The 18,629-nt window shown below is 59.1% G+C and carries 17 protein-coding genes and 1 tRNA gene; 9 read left to right on the forward strand and 9 right to left on the reverse strand.

The genetic code is table 11. The features are described from left to right. The first annotated feature begins 24 nt into the window (after positions 1 to 24). The 5 genes from ACZYTC_RS16610 (at position 25) to ACZYTC_RS16630 (ending at position 6,868) form a co-directional block, all read left to right on the forward strand. Complete coding sequence (locus ACZYTC_RS16610; RefSeq protein ID WP_488990111.1) at positions 25 to 918, forward strand: DUF4951 domain-containing protein; 894 nt, start codon at positions 25 to 27, stop codon at positions 916 to 918. 1,525 nt (positions 919 to 2,443) lie between these two features. Then, a complete protein-coding gene (locus ACZYTC_RS16615) occupies positions 2,444 to 2,917 on the forward strand; it encodes a hypothetical protein (RefSeq protein ID WP_488990112.1) in 474 nt (157 codons plus the stop codon). A gap of 256 nt (positions 2,918 to 3,173) precedes the next feature. Beyond that, on the forward strand, positions 3,174 to 4,409 hold the full coding sequence (locus tag ACZYTC_RS16620) for a hypothetical protein (RefSeq protein WP_488990113.1): 1,236 nt from the start codon (positions 3,174 to 3,176) through the stop codon (positions 4,407 to 4,409). Between the two features lie 499 nt (positions 4,410 to 4,908). Continuing rightward, a complete protein-coding gene (locus tag ACZYTC_RS16625) occupies positions 4,909 to 5,118 on the forward strand; it encodes a hypothetical protein (RefSeq protein ID WP_488990114.1) in 210 nt (69 codons plus the stop codon). A 19-nt stretch (positions 5,119 to 5,137) separates the two neighbouring features. Next, entirely contained in the window at positions 5,138 to 6,868 is a 1,731-nt protein-coding gene (locus ACZYTC_RS16630; protein ID WP_488990115.1) for a hypothetical protein, read from the forward strand. Between the two features lie 245 nt (positions 6,869 to 7,113). On the opposite strand, the gene ACZYTC_RS16635 is transcribed toward ACZYTC_RS16630, so the two are convergent. Further along, positions 7,114 to 8,040 carry a glycosyltransferase family 2 protein gene (locus ACZYTC_RS16635; protein WP_488990116.1) on the reverse strand — a complete coding sequence of 309 codons (927 nt, stop codon included), beginning with the start codon at positions 8,038 to 8,040 and terminating at the stop codon, positions 7,114 to 7,116. A gap of 733 nt (positions 8,041 to 8,773) precedes the next feature. Between ACZYTC_RS16635 and ACZYTC_RS16640 the strand changes: the two genes are divergently transcribed. Genes ACZYTC_RS16640 through ACZYTC_RS16655 form a run of 4 tightly spaced genes read left to right on the forward strand, consistent with a single transcriptional unit; the run spans position 8,774 to position 10,272 of the window. Next, the gene (locus ACZYTC_RS16640; protein ID WP_488990117.1) at positions 8,774 to 9,577 is read left to right on the forward strand and encodes a glycoside hydrolase family 108 protein; all 804 of its coding nucleotides are present in this window, start codon (positions 8,774 to 8,776) and stop codon (positions 9,575 to 9,577) included. Further along, positions 9,574 to 9,843, forward strand: a complete 270-nt coding sequence (locus ACZYTC_RS16645; RefSeq protein ID WP_441772867.1) for a hypothetical protein — start codon at positions 9,574 to 9,576, stop codon at positions 9,841 to 9,843. The genes ACZYTC_RS16640 and ACZYTC_RS16645 overlap by 4 nt, the downstream gene beginning before the upstream one ends. After that, positions 9,830 to 9,961 carry a hypothetical protein gene (locus tag ACZYTC_RS16650; RefSeq protein ID WP_441772868.1) on the forward strand — a complete coding sequence of 44 codons (132 nt, stop codon included), beginning with the start codon at positions 9,830 to 9,832 and terminating at the stop codon, positions 9,959 to 9,961. The genes ACZYTC_RS16645 and ACZYTC_RS16650 overlap by 14 nt, the downstream gene beginning before the upstream one ends. Next, positions 9,958 to 10,272 carry a hypothetical protein gene (locus tag ACZYTC_RS16655; protein ID WP_488990118.1) on the forward strand — a complete coding sequence of 105 codons (315 nt, stop codon included), beginning with the start codon at positions 9,958 to 9,960 and terminating at the stop codon, positions 10,270 to 10,272. The genes ACZYTC_RS16650 and ACZYTC_RS16655 overlap by 4 nt, the downstream gene beginning before the upstream one ends. Positions 10,273 to 10,405: 133 nt before the next feature. On the opposite strand, the gene ACZYTC_RS16660 is transcribed toward ACZYTC_RS16655, so the two are convergent. The 8 genes from ACZYTC_RS16660 to ACZYTC_RS16695 all read right to left on the reverse strand — a co-directional run bounded on the left by ACZYTC_RS16660 (position 10,406) and on the right by ACZYTC_RS16695 (position 18,398). Next, positions 10,406 to 10,482 (reverse strand) — tRNA-Arg (locus ACZYTC_RS16660). 58 nt (positions 10,483 to 10,540) lie between these two features. Then, entirely contained in the window at positions 10,541 to 11,263 is a 723-nt protein-coding gene (locus ACZYTC_RS16665; protein ID WP_488990119.1) for a DUF2461 domain-containing protein, read from the reverse strand. 76 nt (positions 11,264 to 11,339) lie between these two features. Beyond that, positions 11,340 to 13,349, reverse strand: coding sequence for an ASKHA domain-containing protein (locus ACZYTC_RS16670; protein ID WP_488990351.1), 2,010 nt, complete (start codon positions 13,347 to 13,349; stop codon positions 11,340 to 11,342). Positions 13,350 to 13,555: 206 nt separating this feature from the next. After that, entirely contained in the window at positions 13,556 to 14,455 is a 900-nt protein-coding gene (locus ACZYTC_RS16675) for a methyltetrahydrofolate cobalamin methyltransferase (protein WP_434959368.1), read from the reverse strand. 142 nt (positions 14,456 to 14,597) lie between these two features. After that, positions 14,598 to 15,527, reverse strand: coding sequence for a prephenate/arogenate dehydrogenase family protein (locus ACZYTC_RS16680; protein ID WP_488990120.1), 930 nt, complete (start codon positions 15,525 to 15,527; stop codon positions 14,598 to 14,600). A 197-nt stretch (positions 15,528 to 15,724) separates the two neighbouring features. After that, on the reverse strand, positions 15,725 to 16,429 hold the full coding sequence (locus ACZYTC_RS16685; RefSeq protein ID WP_441772871.1) for a glutathione S-transferase N-terminal domain-containing protein: 705 nt from the start codon (positions 16,427 to 16,429) through the stop codon (positions 15,725 to 15,727). 65 nt (positions 16,430 to 16,494) lie between these two features. Then, complete coding sequence (locus tag ACZYTC_RS16690) at positions 16,495 to 17,586, reverse strand: pyridoxal phosphate-dependent aminotransferase (RefSeq protein WP_434959365.1); 1,092 nt, start codon at positions 17,584 to 17,586, stop codon at positions 16,495 to 16,497. 17 nt (positions 17,587 to 17,603) lie between these two features. Further along, positions 17,604 to 18,398: a chorismate mutase gene (locus ACZYTC_RS16695; protein WP_441772872.1), complete on the reverse strand. Its 795-nt coding sequence runs from the start codon at positions 18,396 to 18,398 to the stop codon at positions 17,604 to 17,606. Positions 18,399 to 18,629: the final 231 nt, after the last annotated feature.

The following is an 18,629-nucleotide window of genomic DNA, read 5'->3' on the forward strand; positions in this document are numbered from 1 at the left end:
CAGGCAATCGGCCAAAAAGACCCGATGCCCGGGGCATGGTGGGGGGCACCGCCCAAGCCTTTGTGGAAGGCCGATGCGCCGCAATCGGATCCGATTCCAATCGGCCCACCAGGCATCCCCAATGCTTCGCCTGCTCCGGAACCTTCGTTTGCGCCCCCGGTCTGGAGTGAAGTCGATCCCTACGACAAGGTGACCTTCGACGCCGAATTGCGCCGGACCGGCAACAGAGCACTGGCTCTGGAAACGGCCAAGGCGGCCCATCGAGCGCAGGTAGCAAAAACTGCGATAGAGAAAAAGCCCATCATCGGAAAGAACGACAAGCTGCCCAGTGGGCAATCCCCTTCTGCCGCCCCACCCCTCATCAATTCCCCCTCTAACATTAGCCAAACCCGGCCTGATGCAGGCATTACGAGCGGAGATGTTGACAAGAACAAATTAGCAACGAAAAATAGGCCCGTCTTCCAACTCCCGCCCCCTAGCGTCAACGAACCATATGATCCGAACGACTTTCAACAGCTAACTGGCATAGGCAAATCACCGGAACTGGCGTTCGAGACCGCGAAAGAACTTCACCAACTGAAAAAAGAAGGTTTAGGTAAGATTTCTGTCACTGGCAAAGGTCTCACTGCCCCAAATATTCCGAAAATTCCGCCGCCAGAACCAGTCAATGGATTAATAAATCCAAAATTTGGAAAGGTAGTTATACGATGGGGAGACACCCCTGAAGATGCACTTGATCGGCGATCTGAAATCGACGCGGCAGAAATAGCTAAATTTAAATCTTTCGGAATAACCAAAGATACAATTATCGGCTGGGAAGCAACATACAAGAACGACTTTAAGAGAAATCATAATAATTATATGGCACTCGCAAGATACAAGCTCATGAGCAAAATTCTGGAACAGTGGGGAGATTAAAAATGTCCTACAAAATGACTTTACCTATTTTCAATCATTCAAATAGGAACTTACTCCTCGTGATTGAACCATGGGTGGAATTTTACACCCTACACCCACAGAACAAAATAGAAATAACCGGACAAGGTGGAGCACCTGGAAGTAACTTTATCGTAGAATACAATAGAAAATACATATCAATACACGCGTGGCCCGGAAGCATTGCGACTGCATACCAGGATGGCGTCGAACTGGAACCTGAAGAGCAGAACATTCCAGATAATGAAATATAGAATATATAAATAAAAATATCCCCTTATCGTAAATTACGGGGACAGTTTACCAATTTCGTTGCCTCTCCAGTGTGGATGGCGCCCTATCGGTGAATGACGAAATTGGTAAACTATCCCCGTAATTCTACCTTGAGGCAAGAACATTAAAGTTTTGGATTGGAGATTTTTAGATGACAGTGGAATCCAAAATTAAGATCATCCGACTTTTATTCGTTTTGACTTTTGCTTTTGTGGTAATTTTTGCAAATTATCTAATTTATTCTCTGTTTTATTACTATGAAAAAATGAGAACATATGATATTTTAGTTTTATATGTTTTGTATATTCCACTTTTAATATTGGCTTCCGCAATATCAATTATTTCACTATACTTATATCGTAGATATGGTAGCAAAAAGCTATTTATTATATCCATTTCTACAGGTATGCTATCAATATGTTTGGGGGCATACAAGGCATTTGAGATTTGTAGATACATAATTGTTGAATCTATTTTTGGAGAATACACAATATTGGAATTTATAAACGATTCAATAGTTTTATTTATAGCTTATATGTTATTTATTTTTCTAATTTTTACTTGCTTTGTGCTGTTCATCAAATCTATCCCTCGCGTTATCGGTACATTGGAGGGAATTATTCTAGAATACTGGGCGAAACCCCGTCGAAACCCAGATCGTTGAAAGGCGGCGTAACCGGAACACCTCCCTTTGATGAGACAGCAGGCTTGGCCTCTACAAGTAGCAGCGGCAAGCCGCGCTTGCCGAGGCCGCCAAGACGATGCCGGCGGAAGCGACCTGTTTTATCGCCGGCTTCGCCAGGGACGGCACCAAGGCCGACGCCGCTCTTCTCGGCACCATTTCAGCCAGCCATCGCAAGCGTGTCGCCGCCGACCCGTTGTCACCGCCTATTTCCAACGACAGCCGCCGACAGGGGCTTCTTCTATCAGCGCAGAAGCGGCGGCACCCGTTAGACCCCAATGCCGCCACTATCACAGGGCGGCAGTGGCAGTTGAGGCAGCGATACGGCTTGCTGCCCGCCTTCGAAGGCCAGCCATAAAATTGCCAAAACTTTGCCGACTACGAGATTGACGGGCGCCGGCATTCTTGGCATACTATGATTATAAGAAATTGCGCCCGGCTCACAAGGCTGGGCGCTTTGCGTTTGGAGTGCCTGGGCTCTCGTGCCCAGGCCCTGTCGCAGCATTCGTCCTCCCCGTGAGCGCGGAGGTCTCAAGCAAGGCTTCCGATAGCATGCCCGTCGCCATTCGCCCCGCCACGCTGCGGGACATGACCTTTATCGCCACCACCATGCGTGACCAGGACAGGCGGGAGATCCGCGCCGTGATCGAGGAAAGCGACACGGCCATCGGCACCATGCTGTTCCATTCCTCCACCGATCTCGCCTGGACGGCCTGGATCGACGGCGATCCCGTCGCCGCCTTCGGCGTCACGCGCCTGTTTCCCGGCCTCGGCTCGGGCTGGGCCTATGGCACGCGCCGGATGCGCCGGATCATTCCCGCCGTCACCCGCTTCGCCAGAAGCAGCGTGCGGCCGCTGCTGATGGCGGAGGGCTTCCGCCGCATCGAGGTGCGCACCGCCATCGACCACGATCTCTCGCATCGCTGGCTGGAAAGCCTGGGCTTTCGGCGGGAAGGAATTGCCCTCGATTACGGTCGCGGCGGCCTCGATTTCGTGACTTACGCGGCGACAGGAAGTCGCTCCTGAATTCGAGGCACGGACTTCTTAGCCGTTCCAGCAAACGCTGTACATGCAGGATAGGGAGCACGGGCAAGATGCCCATGCATCCAGAGGACTGCTTCGTGCATTCCGCCTTCCTGGCAGGCTCAATGTCCCCAAAAACGGGCGAGACGCTCGTGCATCCGGAAAAGTCCCCCGACGAAAGGTCCGACCGTGTGCCCCCGTGCTTCAGCGCCTCCCCTGGCCCTCGTCGCCCGCACAATTTGTTTTACGGAGAACCAACATGACATCCTGTAAAATGACGTCGCTTACAACCTTGATAGCTCGGTCTTTCATTCTGATCATTGTAAGTGGATTATTTTCCGTGCCAGTTCGGGCACAAGATGCTTCTACAATCACATACACGCAAGCGGGATCAGGAGCGGTAACACAGACGGTTCAATCGAAACTGCAAAAGGGAGTCTGTGCGAGCCCTTATGATTTCGGGGCTGTAGGCAACGGCTCGGCGGACGATACGACCGCAATCACGAATTGGCTGTCGCTGGTAACCTCGGCACCGGCACAGCGAGCGCCCTGCCTCTTCCTCCCCACCGGCATCTTCCGGGTTACGTCGGATTTAGTGGTCACAATGCCCGCGCACTCACACGGTCCACGCATCTGGGGCACATGTGCCGGCAACTCCCGCATTGCTTTCGATCCCGGTTACAGTTTTAAGCTCACTTCTTCAACAGCTATGTTCTACGGGGATTTTCGCTGTATCGGATTTACTGGCAGCATCGACGGACCGCTGGTAACCTTCGCCACATCGTTGACGGATGCATTGAACGGCTTCAATATCGACAATGTTACGGCGAATAACAATTCGTCGAGCCCCGCGAACATCGGTATGCAATTCAACGCCATCTACACGAGCAGGGTTTTTGGCACGGCGAACTGTGACGGCGCCCGCCATGGAACAGGCATCCAGATCACTGCCGGCGCCATGAATACGATGAAGCTTGCGGGCGGCAACTGCAATGTCGGTCTGCATTTGACGAATAACGTCAACAGCGTCAACGGTAATGTCTTCGATGCGGTTGATCTGGAGGAAAACAACATCCAGCTCCTGATTGATGGCAGCGCAGTCCAGGGCAATCTGTTTCTTGGCGGCATTCTCGCTTCCAATCGTGCAGGCGATGTCGGCGTGAGCGCAACCGCGGGTATCGGAAACATTCTGAAGAATATGGCCTATGGCGGCCTCGGGACGTTGTTCGGCAGTAAGATCGGAATCATTTGGGAAAATCCGCTTCAGGATTTGACATCGACGCCAGCCATCCCGGCAAGCAATACGGCCTTGACGAACAGCTTCGCACAACCCGTTACGGTGAACCTCTTTGGCGGCACCGTGAGCAATGTGAAGGCTGGCGGAACCCAGGTCTGCAACATGACACCATGCATGGTGGTCCTGATGCCAGGTGCCACCATTACCCTGACTTACACAACCGTCCCCAGTTGGACGTGGCGTGCCCTGCAACTATAGCGGCGGAACATCAAAGATTACTCGACCAACCCGCCTCATTGAGGCGGGTTTCTATTTGCTCCTAAATGTTTGATGAGACGCGAATATTCCTCCTAGCGGGGCGATCCGATCATTGATTGACGGAGCGTGTCAACGGCCACAATTGTTGGATGTGCCGCATGCGGCAGGTATGTTCGACTACGGTCGCGACGGCATTGATTTCCTGACTTACGCGGCGACGGGACGAAGCCGCCCCTGAATTCGGGCGCACGGACGCTTCGCGCATTCCGCCTTCCCGGCGATCGCGATGTTTCCAAGAGGCGGACGCCGCGACATGCAGACATGTCGCTGTGACGTCCACGGTCCCAGTCGTATCGCTTCATCCGCGATGCCGGGAAGGTTCGCACCGAAAACGCCGAGGCTGGGACCGCGGACGTCCCGTCCGCCTCTTCCCGTCATACACATCGCTTCCAAGAACGGGCGAGACCCCGTCCACCCGCCACCAACGAAAGGCCAGACCATGTGCTTCAGCGCGCCCAAGCCCCCGCCTCTGCCCCCGCCGCCGCCGGTGCCGAACCGCCAGGACGACGCCAACCAGGCCGCCGTGCAGACGGCCCTGCGCCGCGTGCGCAACCAGAACGGCGCCGCCCAGACCCAGCTCACCGGCGGGCTCGGCGATCCCAATTACGGCCAGAGCGTCAATGTCCAGCAGCTCGGCCGCACGCAATAGAGCAAGTGAGCACCACACCATGAGCATCGAGAACGACCTCGTGCAGCGCCTGGATGCGCTCGCCAACCAGCGCACGCAATGGGAGACGGTCTGGCAGGAGATCGCCACTTTTTGCCTGCCCGACACCTATCGCTTCCTGCCCGGCTCCTCCTCCCTCAATCCCAGCGCCTATGACAATTTTGCCCAGGCGCCGGTTGCGGTGGAGCGCGGGCGCCAGCGCTTCGACGACACCGCCAACCCAGCCGCTCCGACGCCATCTGCCGGCGACAACGACACCAGCATTGCCACGACTGCATTTGTAAAAGGGGCAGTTGGCAATTTCGCCGGTTTTGTCTTTGCCAGCTCCAACATCACCCTTAACGCGGCCGACCACGGAAAGGCCATTCAGGCGAGCGCGGCCAGCCCGTTCAACATAACGCTACCCCTTGGCGGCACATGGGGGGCTGGTGTCGCGGGCCCTGCCGTTCGCGCGTTCAATCATGGCACGGCTGACGTGACGATTGTTCGGCAGGGTGGCGATTTCATCTATTGCCCACCGGCCGGGCTAGGCGGGGCCAACACCTCCTTGACACTCCGCCCCGGCGAAGATGTTGAACTGATCAATCGCGGCGGGACGGAATGGGATGTCTGCGGCGGCAGCTGGCTTGCATCCAACGCAATAATCATCCCCCCAAGAGCCCTTGCGGGGCTTAACGCCGGGTTTGCCGTCGGTGACATGCTTTATGCCGACTCCACCACCACGCTTGCTAAGCTGGCTGATGTTGTGGGTGGAAATGTGCTTCGCTCCGGCGGTGTGGGAGTGGCGCCCTCATGGGGCAAGGTTGGCCTGACCACACATGTGAGCGGAACATTGCCGATCACGAGCGGCGGCACGAACATCACCACTTTTGCAACGGGTGATATCCTCTACGCCAGTGCCGCCAACACGCTCAGCAAGCTCGCCATTGGTTCGACAGGACAGGTACTCGCCATCTCAGGCGGCGTGCCGACCTGGACTTCAAGCAGTTCCGCATGGCCAACTGGCACTCTCAACGGCCTGACTCTGTCGCAGGCATCCACGACAAGTGTCGGCATCGCGGCTGGCGGCTGTGCCAATGAAGATGGCGGCGCTGCCTATAATATGGCGCTGGGCATTGCCATCACGAAAGGGCTCGGAGCCTGGACGGCCGGCACCGGCAATGGCGGCCTCGACACCGGATCGGTCGCCGCGACCACTTGGTATCATGTCCATCTGATCCGGAAGGACAGTGACGGGTCGATCGATGTGCTGCTATCGATCAGCGCCACCGCGCCGATGATGCCGGCGGGATACACAGCTCGTCGACGTATTGGCGCGATCAGGACGAACGGCAGCTCGCAGATGATGCCATTTGTTCAAGTGGGGGATCAATTCCTTTGGGATATACCGGTCGCCGATGCATTGTCGGCGGTCTCGTCGACCTCGGCCCAATTGGTCGCTCTTTCGGTTCCTCCGGCGATAAATGCCGAAGCTGAGATCGAGTTCAGCGCTGAAAGCACAACCTTCGGCTATGTCCTTGTATCGTCCCCCTTGACGTCCGATCAAGCGCCTTCCTCCACGGCTGCTCCCTACTTTACGGTGATCGCGGCATCGGCAGGGAGCCGGGGTTACGCCCGACTGCGCATTCGAACCAATGGCAGCGGCCAGATCCGGCACCGCAATACCAGTAGCGCCTCGACCACGGTCATTATCACCACCCTCGGGTGGATCGACACACGGGGAAGGGTGTGATGCCATTCGTCAAACGAGAGAGCTGTGCTATCGGCAGCGTCTATCGCGCCATGCAGTCTGGGTCCGCTGAAGAATGGTTGAAGAGCTGTATGCTGAGACAGCCACAACCGACGCCCACTTGAACTCACAGCCTATTGGGTTACGGCGCATGTGGCGGGACGGCCAGATATTCACAACATCGGATGCAATGTACCCGATCGTGAAAAACCCTCGTATTATCAGATTGTTGGCGCCCGCAGCCTAGGTCAATAACGAAACAGAGTGCGCTTGATGATCTTTCGCATCGGATAGACGCGTTTTCCTGCATAGGCTCGATTGGCGATCTTGAGTGCGACTCGTGTGAAGGGATCAAAATCACGCTCGTCAACTAGGCTATCGCAATAAATGCGGAACTTCCTTCGCAATTCGATGAGATCTTCCAGGGGTTGGCGCTGACCTGGGCGTGGTCCATATGCTTTAGGCGTCTCACGCTGAATGAATACAGCATCCGGCGCCATGGCAACCTGACGGTCCAAGAAGGTGGGGTAGAGGGTTAGGTGATCGGCAGACCACGCATGGGGAAACTCTTCCCAAATGCGACTAGCCAGTTTTTGTATCGTAAGGGTATCCCACAAGCCATAGAACCAGCCCGCGTGAGATCCAAACATCAGACTAAGGATATCTAACAAGGCTACGGAGTGGCGGTGGGTCGTTGGACTGATACGTTGAATTCGGTGCCCCTCAGTTCTTTCGAACTGGATTGTTCCAGCAGCCAGGCAGGTGCCGGATTCGCGCTTTAAAGCCGCAACGAGTTTCTCAACATAATTCAGTGACGACAGATCATCATGGGCACGCCACATAAAATAGGGAGTCGTTGCGTGATTGAGAGGGTCGCTGAAATTTCGAAACGCTCCCACGTTTTCGGGGCGCCGAATGTATTTAATCCGGTGATCTCTGGCAGCGAACTCTTCAATAATCGACTGGGTGCGATCAGTTGACGCGTTATCATAAATCAGGATTTCGATATCCTGAAAACTCTGATTGACTATACATGCCAAGCACTCAGGAAGTTGTGCTTCTCCATTGTACACCGGAATTCCAATTGTAACTTCCGCCAAGGGTTCAACTTTCCATTCTAAAAATGCTGGAGATTTCCCTAGCGCGCTTACCGAAACAAGCCAAGGGGATTCCAATTTCGCTTCCGTTACCCGAGGCAGCAGTTCAACCAGACACTCACGGTAAATCAAACACTTGCCGGTGTTCTCACTGAAATTTTGCCTCCTCGAATGAATTAAACATCGAAGATGATCGGCCTCCGTCGTGGGAGCAAGAGTAGTGAAAAACACAAAAACGGTCGGTTCTGAGTATGTCTTCGACCACCAAAGGGGTCTGATTTTTCTTCATCTGGCCATTATGCGTCGGGATGTAGCTCTGCGAGCGATGCGCTGAATGTGTTCGAAAGTACGAGCGATGAAGCCATTTTTAGTTGGATTGCTCGCAGAAGTAACGACGGCGTTTTCCTTGTGATTGCCGAGGCGAGGACCGATGCGCCTCTCGAATTTGTTCAACTCACAGACATCTATCGCAGAAATGGAACCTGCGTGACAGGGATCGCTCTGTTGGAAGAGGCCTGCGTCAAGGGGTTTGGCTGAAAAGTCATGGGCATGCTCATGGGAAGAATGTTTCGAAGATATTTGGAAAATTAGATCCGAATATATGAGCGCCGTAACGTTGTATATATTTCAAATATTTATATAAATTGATCTTATTGGACCATATTTCTTCAAAAATTTTCATATATTTTGTATATATTTAGTAAAAATATCAAAAAAACGTGATATATATAAATATATCGACAATTTATATATATAAAATTTTATTGAACCTAGCAATTCCGCTTCTTTTGAGTTTTTTATTGAGGTTATCATGAGCGACACCCTCGCCCAAACCATCAAGCTCGTCTTTGGCTCCGAAGGCGACTATGTGAACCATCCGCGTGATCCGGGCGGCGCCACGAAATATGGGATCACGGCTGCCACCCTGGGCGCCTCGCGCCGGCTTGGCCGCAAGGCCACGCCGGATGAGGTCAAGCGTCTGACGCTGGCGGAGGCGGCCCGGATCCTGGACAAGCAGTATGCACAGCCCCTGCGCTATCCGGAACTGCCGGTCGGCCTCGATTATGCGTTATTCGATTATGCCGTGAATTCCGGCCCAGCCCAGGCCGTGAAAACACTGCAGCGCCTCCTCGCTGTCGAGGCCGACGGCATAGTGGGCCTGAAGACGCTGGAGGCCATCCGCAGGCGCGATATAGCCGACCTCATCGACAAATTGCAGGACGCCCGCTTGCGGTTCCTGCGCGGCCTTAAGACCTGGCCAACCTTCGGCAAGGGTTGGAGCGCCCGAGTTGCGCATGTGCGGGAAAGTGCTCTCCGCCTGGCCGATGGCGTCGCCACCGCCATTCCTCCGTCTCCTCTTGGCCTGGAGACCGCCACGCCCGCAGATGCCAAGGTCTCCTCGACCATCGCTGGCAAGGGCACCATCGTGGCCACGATCGGCACGGCCGGCGCCACCATCGGCGCCGCCAAGGACACGCTGCAGCCGATCACCGGCAATGGCGGCGTGGTCGACATCGTCTTTGCCCTGCTGGTCGCCGGCGGCAGCATCGCGGCGATCGCGGGCCTCGCCATTATCGCTTATCGGCAGGCGAAACATCGGGAGGCAGCAGCATGATCGCCACCGCGCTCGCCTTGTTTCGCCTTATCCCACCGCCCCTGTTGCTGCGAGCGCTGGCAGTTGCCGCCGCCTTGGTAGCGCTCTGGCTTTTCATCCAAGATCGCGAGCGAGCCGCAACGGAGCGAGCCGCCGCCAACATCGAAAGGGCAAATCATGCAGCCAAGGAGCGCTTCGTCGATGCCAGCGGTGCGGTCAATCGCTGCTACAGCACTGGTGGCGACTGGGATCGCTTTGAGCGGGTGTGCAAGCATGGCCCCCGTTGATCGCCCCTGCGGCGTGATTACCGACAGCCTGCGGGACGTGCAGGCCATCTCGCGCGAGAGCAATCGCCGCCTGGCCGTTCACTACGAAGGTGGCCGGGCAGCGGGGTGCTGGCCATGAGCGAGAGAGAACATTGGAGTGTGGACAAGAAGATCCCACTCGCCCTGGTAATCACCCTGTTAATCCAGACTGGAGGTGTCGTTTGGTGGTCGAGCCAGCTCAACAGCCGTGTCACCGTCGTCGAGGAGCGCAACCTCAAGCTCGAGATAGAAATAGGCAAGCTCAAGGATGGCAGTTTCGAAGTTCGCGAGCGCTTCGCAAGGGCCGAAACCACGATGCAGGCCTTCGTCGAAACGACACGCCGCATCGAGGCCAAGCTCGATCGCCTCATCGACGACAAACAACCATCGAGAACCGCCAGTCCTCGTTGATCGATTGGCATCTTTTCGGCGAACATGCCTCTTGCGGTCTTCGATCGGTGGAAATTTTGGTTTCGGATAGCGCAGACCATAGCTCGGGAACCCGGCTCGCGACCGAAGAATACAGAAAAATCAAGAGTTTGCGTGGCGTCCCGGAAGGGATTCGAACCCCTGACCTACGGTTTAGGAAACCGTTGCTCTATCCTGCTGAGCTACCGGGACAGCCTTGGCGCCACGAAAACCCGTTTGCGGCGCAAAGGTCAAGCCCTTTCCGTGTCATTCAACCGCGTTCCAGCTCCAGCACCGCCAGGGCTGCCCAGCCGAAGTCGAGCAGCGGCAAGGCATCTTCGATGAGGCCGGTGCAGGCATCGACGAGCTTGGGGCTGCGAATCAACGTGTCCGGCAGGGGCCGCTTCACCACGATCGATTTCAGCTTCAGGGCGGCGATGAGATCGGCATCCTCGATGCCAGTGGCTTCACGCGGCGGGCGCTTCAGGCTCCATTGCGGATCGAAGGCGAGCCCCGCAGCGCCAAGCTTGGCGTTCATGGCACGGAAACGTCCGGGGGCGCCGACGATCGCCTGGCGAAAGGCGGCGAGTTGCTTCGGCTCCAGATCATAGAAACCGACGGCGGCAAAGCAGCCTTCGGGCGAGACGTGAAAATAAGTGAGGCCAGGGTCGTTCTTGGCGCCTGAACGCGTCATCACCGCGCCGGCGTGGGTCTTGTAGGGGCGCTTGTCCTTGGCGAAGCGTACGTCGCGATGGATGCGGAAGAGTGCGCTCCTCGGCGTGCCGCGCATCGGCAGGCCCTTGGCGATGCAGGCCGCGTTGACGGCTTCGATCAGGGCCGAAAAGGGCGCCAGCACGTCGCTGTCATACAGGCCCCGATTCTCCTGGAACCAGTCGCGGTTCATATGGAATTCGAGCGCCTTGAAGAAGGGCAACGCCCTCTCGCCGAAGCCGGTGAAGGAAGCGGGCATGGGCAATCCTTGGAGTGCTGACATCACCCCTTCCTATCGCGGAAGGCCTGATGTTTCCAAGAGAGGGGCTGATATCACGACATGAGGCATTTCACTGCCATCAGCCCCTTCGGCGCCGACGCTCACGGCCCCCACCCCCCTCGCCATCGCCGCTGCCACGCTTGAAGGTGACGCCGAGCGCCGCCTCCAGATAGGGGAACGGGTCGGATTTGTGCGGGATCGCCATGGCGCCGACGAAGTGGGCCTGGAAGGAAGGCTCGATCGCGGTCTCCACCTTCTCGATACGGCGCACCACATCCTCGATCTCCGTGCGGGCCGAGGCATTGAGCAAAGCGATGCGGGCTCCGGTGCCGGCGGCATTGCCGGCCGAGCCGACCTTGTCGAGTTCGCAATCGGGCACCAGGCCGAGGATCATGGCGTGCTTGACGTCGATATGGCTGCCAAAGGCGCCGGCCAGGGTGATGCGGTCGACAGCGGTGACGCCGTAGCGGTCCATCAGGAGGCGCACGCCGGCATAGAGCGCGGCCTTGCCGAGCTGAATCGCACGCACGTCGTTCTGGGTGATGGCGATGCGCGGCTCACCCTCGCGGACAAGATATTTGAAGGTGCGTCCATCTTCCTCGACACGCGGCGAACGGGCCGCCATGGCGCCGTCAACGACGCCATCGGGCGTGATCAGGCCCGTAAGCAGCATCTCGGCGATCGCCTCGATGACGCCTGAACCGCAAATGCCGGTGACGCCGGTACGCACCACCGCCTTGTCGAAGCCCGGCTCGTCCGACCACAGATCCGAGCCGATCACCTTGTAGCGCGGTTCCAGCGTGGCGGGATCGATGCGCACGCGCTCGATGGCGCCGGGCGCAGCACGCTGGCCCGACGAGATCTGGCCGCCCTCGAAGGCCGGGCCCGTGGGCGAGGAGCAGGCGAGCAGGCGCTCGCGATTGCCCAGCACGATCTCCGCATTGGTGCCGACATCGACCACCAGCGACACTTCCGGCCTGAGATAGGGCCCTTCCGAAAGCACGACGCCGGCGGTGTCGGCCCCGACATGGCCGGCGATGCAGGGCAGCACATAGACATAGGCGCCGCTGGAGAGCGGCAGGTTGAGATGAGCCGCCCGCGTCTGGTAGGCGCCATCGATGGTGAGCGCAAAGGGTGCGCCGCCGAGCTCGGTCGGGTCGAGGCCGAGGAAGAGATGGTGCATGATCGGATTGGCGACCACCGTCATCTCCAGAATGTCGTTGGAGTTGAGGCCGACCTCCTTGGTGACCGACACGGCGAGCTCAGCGATCGCCTCGCGCACCGCCGTGGTCAGCTCGACATCGCCGCCCGGGTTCATCATCACATAGGAGACGCGGCTCATCACGTCTTCGCCGAAGCGAATCTGCGGGTTCATGATGCCGGAAGAAGAGAGCACCTCGCCGCTGGCGAGATCGCATAGATGCGCCGCGATGGTGGTGGAGCCGATATCGACGGCCAGCCCCACCCCCTGCTCATGCAGGCCGGGCCAGATCCCAACGATCTCCCGCTTGTGCCTGATAGCCACCGTCACCGACCACTGCCCCTGGCGCAGCGACCATTGCAGCAGACGCAGCGATTCCAGCGGCGCCGTGACGTCCTTGAGTCCCCATTGCTGCTCCAGAGCCTCCTGCAGGCGGCGGAAATCACTGGAAGGCTCGTGCATGTCGGGCTCGCGTACCTCGACATAGTGCAGCGCCACGACCGGCTCGATGGCGATGTCGCGGATCGCCGCACTCTTGCGCACGACCTGGCGATGCACCTGGCTGTCGGGCGGTACGTCGATGACGACGTCGCTGCATAGTTTGGTCTGGCAGCCGAGGCGCCGGCCCTCGGCGAGCGGCCCACGCTTGGAAACGTAGCGCTCCTCCACCGCGTTCCATTCGGTGACGTGCTCGGGTGCCGAAACGATGCCGAGCTTGGGGAATCTGCCGTCACCGACCTCGATCTGGCAGCGCCCGCAAATGCCGCGCCCGCCGCAGACCGAATCGAGGTCGACGCCAAGCTTGCGAGCCGCTTCGAGGACGGAGGTACCTTCGGGAAAACGGCCGCGCTTGCCGGAGGGTGCGAAGAAGACGAGCGGATTGGTCATCGGCGGGGCCTTGAATGTCTGCCGCAACGGCCGATCCTCCTTCTCCCCTTGCGAGAGAAGGTGGCCGAGCGAAGCGAGGTCGGATGAGGGGAGCTTCGCGACCTTCTAATCTGGCTCTTCGTTTCTTGGCAACAAACCGATAGGTACGTCCACCCCTCATCCGCCCCTATCGCGGCCCCTCCCCACAAGGAGGGAGGGTGAGATCGTCAGCCGCGCGCGCGACGTCGTTCGCGGCGGCCGGCGCCTTCGGCGGCTTCCGGCTGCGGCTCGCGGAACTTCTTGATCCAGCTCATGCAGTTAGGATCATGGCCCATCACGACGTCGGCGCCGAGAATGGCCTGGATGTCTTCAAGATGCAGCGGATTCATGATCGCCGAGGTCATGCCGGCGCCGATCATCATCGGCAGGAAGGAGGCGTTGAGGCCGCGGCGGTTCGGCAGGCCAAAGGAGAAATTGGAGGCGCCGCAGGTGGTGTTGACCTTCAGTTCTGTCTGCAGGCGGCGCAAGAGATGCATCAGCTTGCGGCCGGCATCGTTGATGGCGCCCACCGGCATCACCAAGGGATCGACCACGATGTCCTCGCGCGGGATGCCGTAATCGGCGGCGCGCTCGACGATCTTCTTGGCAACCTCATAGCGCACATCGGGATCTTCGGAGATGCCGGTCTCGTCATTCGAGATAGCAACGACGGCGGCATTGTATTTCTTCACCAGCGGCAGCACGCGCTCCAGGCGCTCTTCCTCGCCGGTGACGGAATTAACCAGCGGCTTGCCCTTGTAAACGGAAAGACCGGCTTCCAGCGCCTCGACGATGGACGAGTCGATCGAGAGCGGCACCGGCACGGTGTCCTGCACCAGCTTGATGCATTCGGCCAGGATCTTCGGCTCGTCGGCAAGCGGGATGCCGGCATTGACGTCCAGCATCTGGGCGCCGGCCTCGACCTGGGCGATCGCGTCGGAGACGACACGCGAATAGTCGCCGGCCGCCATCTCGGCGGCGAGCAGCTTACGGCCCGTCGGATTGATGCGTTCGCCGATCATGACGAAGCGCTTGTCGAAGCCCAGCACGACCTTTTGCTTTTCCGAAGTAATAACCGTTTCGGTCATGGTCTTTCCGTTCCGCCTTGGAGAGAAGTCACCTGTTAATTAAGGTCGCAACCGGGCCAGCCGCTAGCCTGCAAACGACAGGATTTGGCGGCGTTGACGAGGCTGATGGCGGCCGTGCGACAGGCCTCATTGGCGACAGGCTTCATTGCTTGCCATGCGGACGACCGAAATCGGGAGCGGCCGTCTCCTGGCCCTGGTCGATGATCGAGCGGCGCACGGCGCGGGTGCGGGTGAACAGGTCGAACAACTTGTCGCCTTCCCCCCAGCGGATCGCCCGCTGCAGATAGGCCAGGTCCTCCGAGAAGCGGCCGAGCACTTCCAGCACGGCCTTCTTGTTGTTGAGGAAGACGTCGCGCCACATGGTGGGATCGGAGGCGGCGATACGCGTGAAGTCGCGGAAGCCGCCGGCTGAGAACTTGATCACCTCCGACTGCGTCACCGCCTCCAGATCGTCCGCGGTGCCGACAATGTTGTAGGCGATGAGATGCGGGACATGGCTGGTGACGGCGAGCACGAGGTCGTGATGCTCCGGCGTCATGCATTCCACCTTGGAACCGAGTCTTTCCCAGAACGCGCGATAGCGCGCCAGGGCCTCGGCGTCGATGTTCTCGGCCGGCGTGAAGATGCACCAGCGATTCTCGAACAGTTCGGCAAAGCCGGCATCGGGACCTGAATGCTCGGTGCCGGCCACCGGATGGGCCGGGATGAAATGCACACCCGCGGGCAGGAAGGGCGACATCTGCGCCACCACGGCGCCCTTGACCGAGCCGGTATCCGAGATGATGGCGTCGGGCTTGAGATGCGGAGCGATGATCTCCGTCACCACGCCGAAAGCGCCCGAGGGCACGCAGAGGATGACACAGTCCGCGTCCACCACGGCGGCGCCGAAATCCGTGGTGGCGACATCGGCGATGCCGAGCTCTTCAACGCGATCAACTACATTCGGCGAAAGGTCCGCCGCCACCAGCGTCCGGGCAAGCCTATAGCTGCGTGCCGCCCGCAGGATGGAGGAGCCGATCAGGCCGATCCCGATCACGCAGAGCCGGTCAAAGAGAAAGGGAGCGTCAGACATGGGAACCCTGGAATTTTCGCCTTCTGTGCACGATGAGACGGGGGAAGGCAAATCCTCCGCAAGAGCGCGGAGGATTTGCCTTCCCCCGAACCTTAACGTCTCGAATGAAAAGCGACGCGGCTGTCTTTAGCCGCGTCGCTTTTTTCTGTATCAATAAAGGTTGAAGAGACGGCAGGAGGCCGGTTGTCCCGGGAGCGTCAGTCCCGTTTCGGGATCTCCAGCCCGCGCTGTACCGCCGGGCGGGCGAGGCCGCGCTCGAGCCAGGCCGGCACGCGCTCCAGGCTGGCATAATCAACCAGTTCGCCGGCGCCGTAGAAGCCGACGAGGTTGCGCACCCAGCCAAGCGTGGCGATGTCGGCGATGGTATAGTCGGCACCCATCAGCCAGTCGCGGCTCTCCAGGCGTGTTTCGAGCACGCCAAGCAGGCGCTTGGATTCGGCTCGGTAGCGTTCGAGCGGACGCTTGTCCTCGATCTCCCGGCCGGCGAATTTGTGGAAAAAGCCGACCTGGCCGAACATCGGTCCGATTGCCGCCATCTGGAAGAACACCCATTGGATGGTCTCGTAGCGGGCAGCGGCATCAGCCGGCAGGAACTTGCCGGTCTTCTCGGCGAGATAGAGCAGGATGGCGCCGGATTCGAACAGGCCGAGTGGCTTACCGCCCGGGCCATCGGGATCGATGATAGCCGGGATCTTGCCATTGGGATTGAGCGAGAGGAATTCGGGACCCCAGGTCTCGTTCTTGCCGATGTCGATGAGATGCGGCTCATAGGCGAGCCCGGTCTCCTCCAGCATGATCGATACCTTCACACCATTGGGCGTGGGCAGCGAATAGAGCTGGATGCGGTCGGGATGCTGGGCGGGCCAGCGCTTGGTGATCGGGAAGGTGGAAAGATCGGACATGAAGGCTCCAGACTGGCTCCCCTTTCCCAGCTCGGAAAAGGGGTTGGGGTGAAGAGGAATCCGCTTTACTGGCCCAGAAACGCCCGCAGCGTTTCGACCACCAGCCGATTGGCTTCCTCCGGGCCGATGGTCAGGCGCAGGGCGTCGGGCAGGCCATAGGCGTCGACGCGCCGCAGGATTAGGCCGCGTTCGGTCAGGAAGGCGTCGGCGTCCCTGGCACTCTTGCCGGCTTCCTTCGGGAAATGCACCAGCAGGAAATTGCCGACCGAGGGCGTCACGCCCAGGCCGAGGCCGGTGAGCTCGCTGGTCAGCCAGGCCAGCCACTCGTCGTTATGGGCAATGGCGGCTGTGACATGGGCTTGGTCTTCGATGGCGGCGATGCCAGCCGCCATGGCTGGGCCGGAGACGTTGAAGGGACCACGGATGCGGTTGACCGCATCGATCACCGCGAGCGGGCCTACCATCCAGCCCAGGCGCAGATTGGCGAGGCCGTAGATCTTCGAGAAGGTGCGGGCCATCACCACATTGGCGCTGGTCGCCACCAGCTCGAGGCCGGACTCATAATCGTTCGCCCGCACATATTCGGCATAGGCGGCATCGAGCACCAGGAGGATGTCGGAACGCAGGCCGGCATGCAGGCGCTTGACCTCGTCGAAGGGCAGATAGGTACCGGTGGGATTGTTGGGATTGGCGAGGAAGACGATCTTCGTCTTCGCGGTCACCCGCGCGAGCAGGGCATCGACATCGGCCGTGTAGTTCTTCTCGGGCGCTACCACCGGCGTGGCGCCAGCCGCAAGGGTCGCGATCTTGTAGACGAGGAAGCCATGCTCGCTATAGACGGCCTCGTCGCCCGGGCCGAGATAGGTATAGGCCAGCAACGAGAGAAGTTCGTCCGAGCCGGCGCCGCAGATCAGGCGGGCAGGATCGAGGCCGTAGCGTCCGGCAATCGCGGCCCGCAGGGCGGAGGAAGCGCCGTCGGGATAGAGTTCGAGCTTCTCGCTCGCGGCGGCATAGGCTGCCTTGGCCTGGGCGCTCGGACCGAGCGGCGTCTCGTTGGACGACAATTTCCAGAGCCTGACGCCAGCAGGCGCAGCGGACTTGCCGGGCACATAGGCATCGATGTCGAGGATGCCCTTGCGGGGAACGGGACCGTTCATATTTGGGGATTCCAAGATTACTTGAGAGGCAGGACGAAAGCCGGCGCGTGAGAGCCGACCGGCTCGAAACTGGTGCCCATCGGCAGGGCTTCGGCGAGCGCGACGACGGTCTGGCCAGGATGCAGGGCGACGAGCAGCGCCGCACCGGCATGAGCTGGAATGCTCCACCCCTGCGGCAGCTTGGGCAGGGCAGCCGGCAGCACGGCTGAGACCAGCCTGATATCGCTGGTCGAAGGAGGCTCGTCGATCGGCTTGGACAGCACATAGGTCGGTAACGCGGCCGGATGATCGGCCCGCTCGACGAAGGGGAGCCTGGCGATGATTTTGGGCGCTGTCTCCCCTTCAAGGGCACGCCACCAGGCACCAGGCGCCGCTACCGGCACCAGGCCGAGATCGCCGCGCGAATGGCTCAGAGCGTGAATGACGTCGCCGGCATCGTCATGCGTCTCGTAGGGCACGACGAAACCGAAATGGAAGCGGGCGACGTCGCGCATCGCCGCATTGCCGAGCGAGATGTCGCCATGCACCGTATAGGGCGCCTGCACATGGGTGAAGGTGGCGATGATCACCCGCCAGATCGATTCGACGATGTCGACCGGCAGGATGCCGTGATGGCGCCCGACGATCTCGCGCATCATCGAGGCTTCGCGTCCCGGCCGGAAAGCGGAGCCCGAGGCCTGGGAGCGCTTGATAGCGATGAGCTGGTCAATGATCTCCCCACGCTCCATCAGAAGCCCATGCATGGCGGCGTCGATGCGATCGATTTCTTGGCGGAGATCGGCAAGGCTGGCAGCCGGTTGCGTCGGGGTCATGGCGGAATCGGAGCATCGAGGGTGGGAAGCCTGTCATAGGCGGATGGGCCGGGGATGGCAACCGCCTGCCCGATCGGTGGACTTCCCCCCACAGACATGGCCATCGCCAATACGTTGAATCCTCCGTCATCGCACAACCATAAATAGTTTTCGATCTTCAATGAAAAGTTGCAACCAAAAAACCAAACAATCATTGATAAATATCTTAGCAACACTGCAGAAACAAATTTC

It is taken from the genome of Labrys sp. F242 (assembly GCF_057813875.1).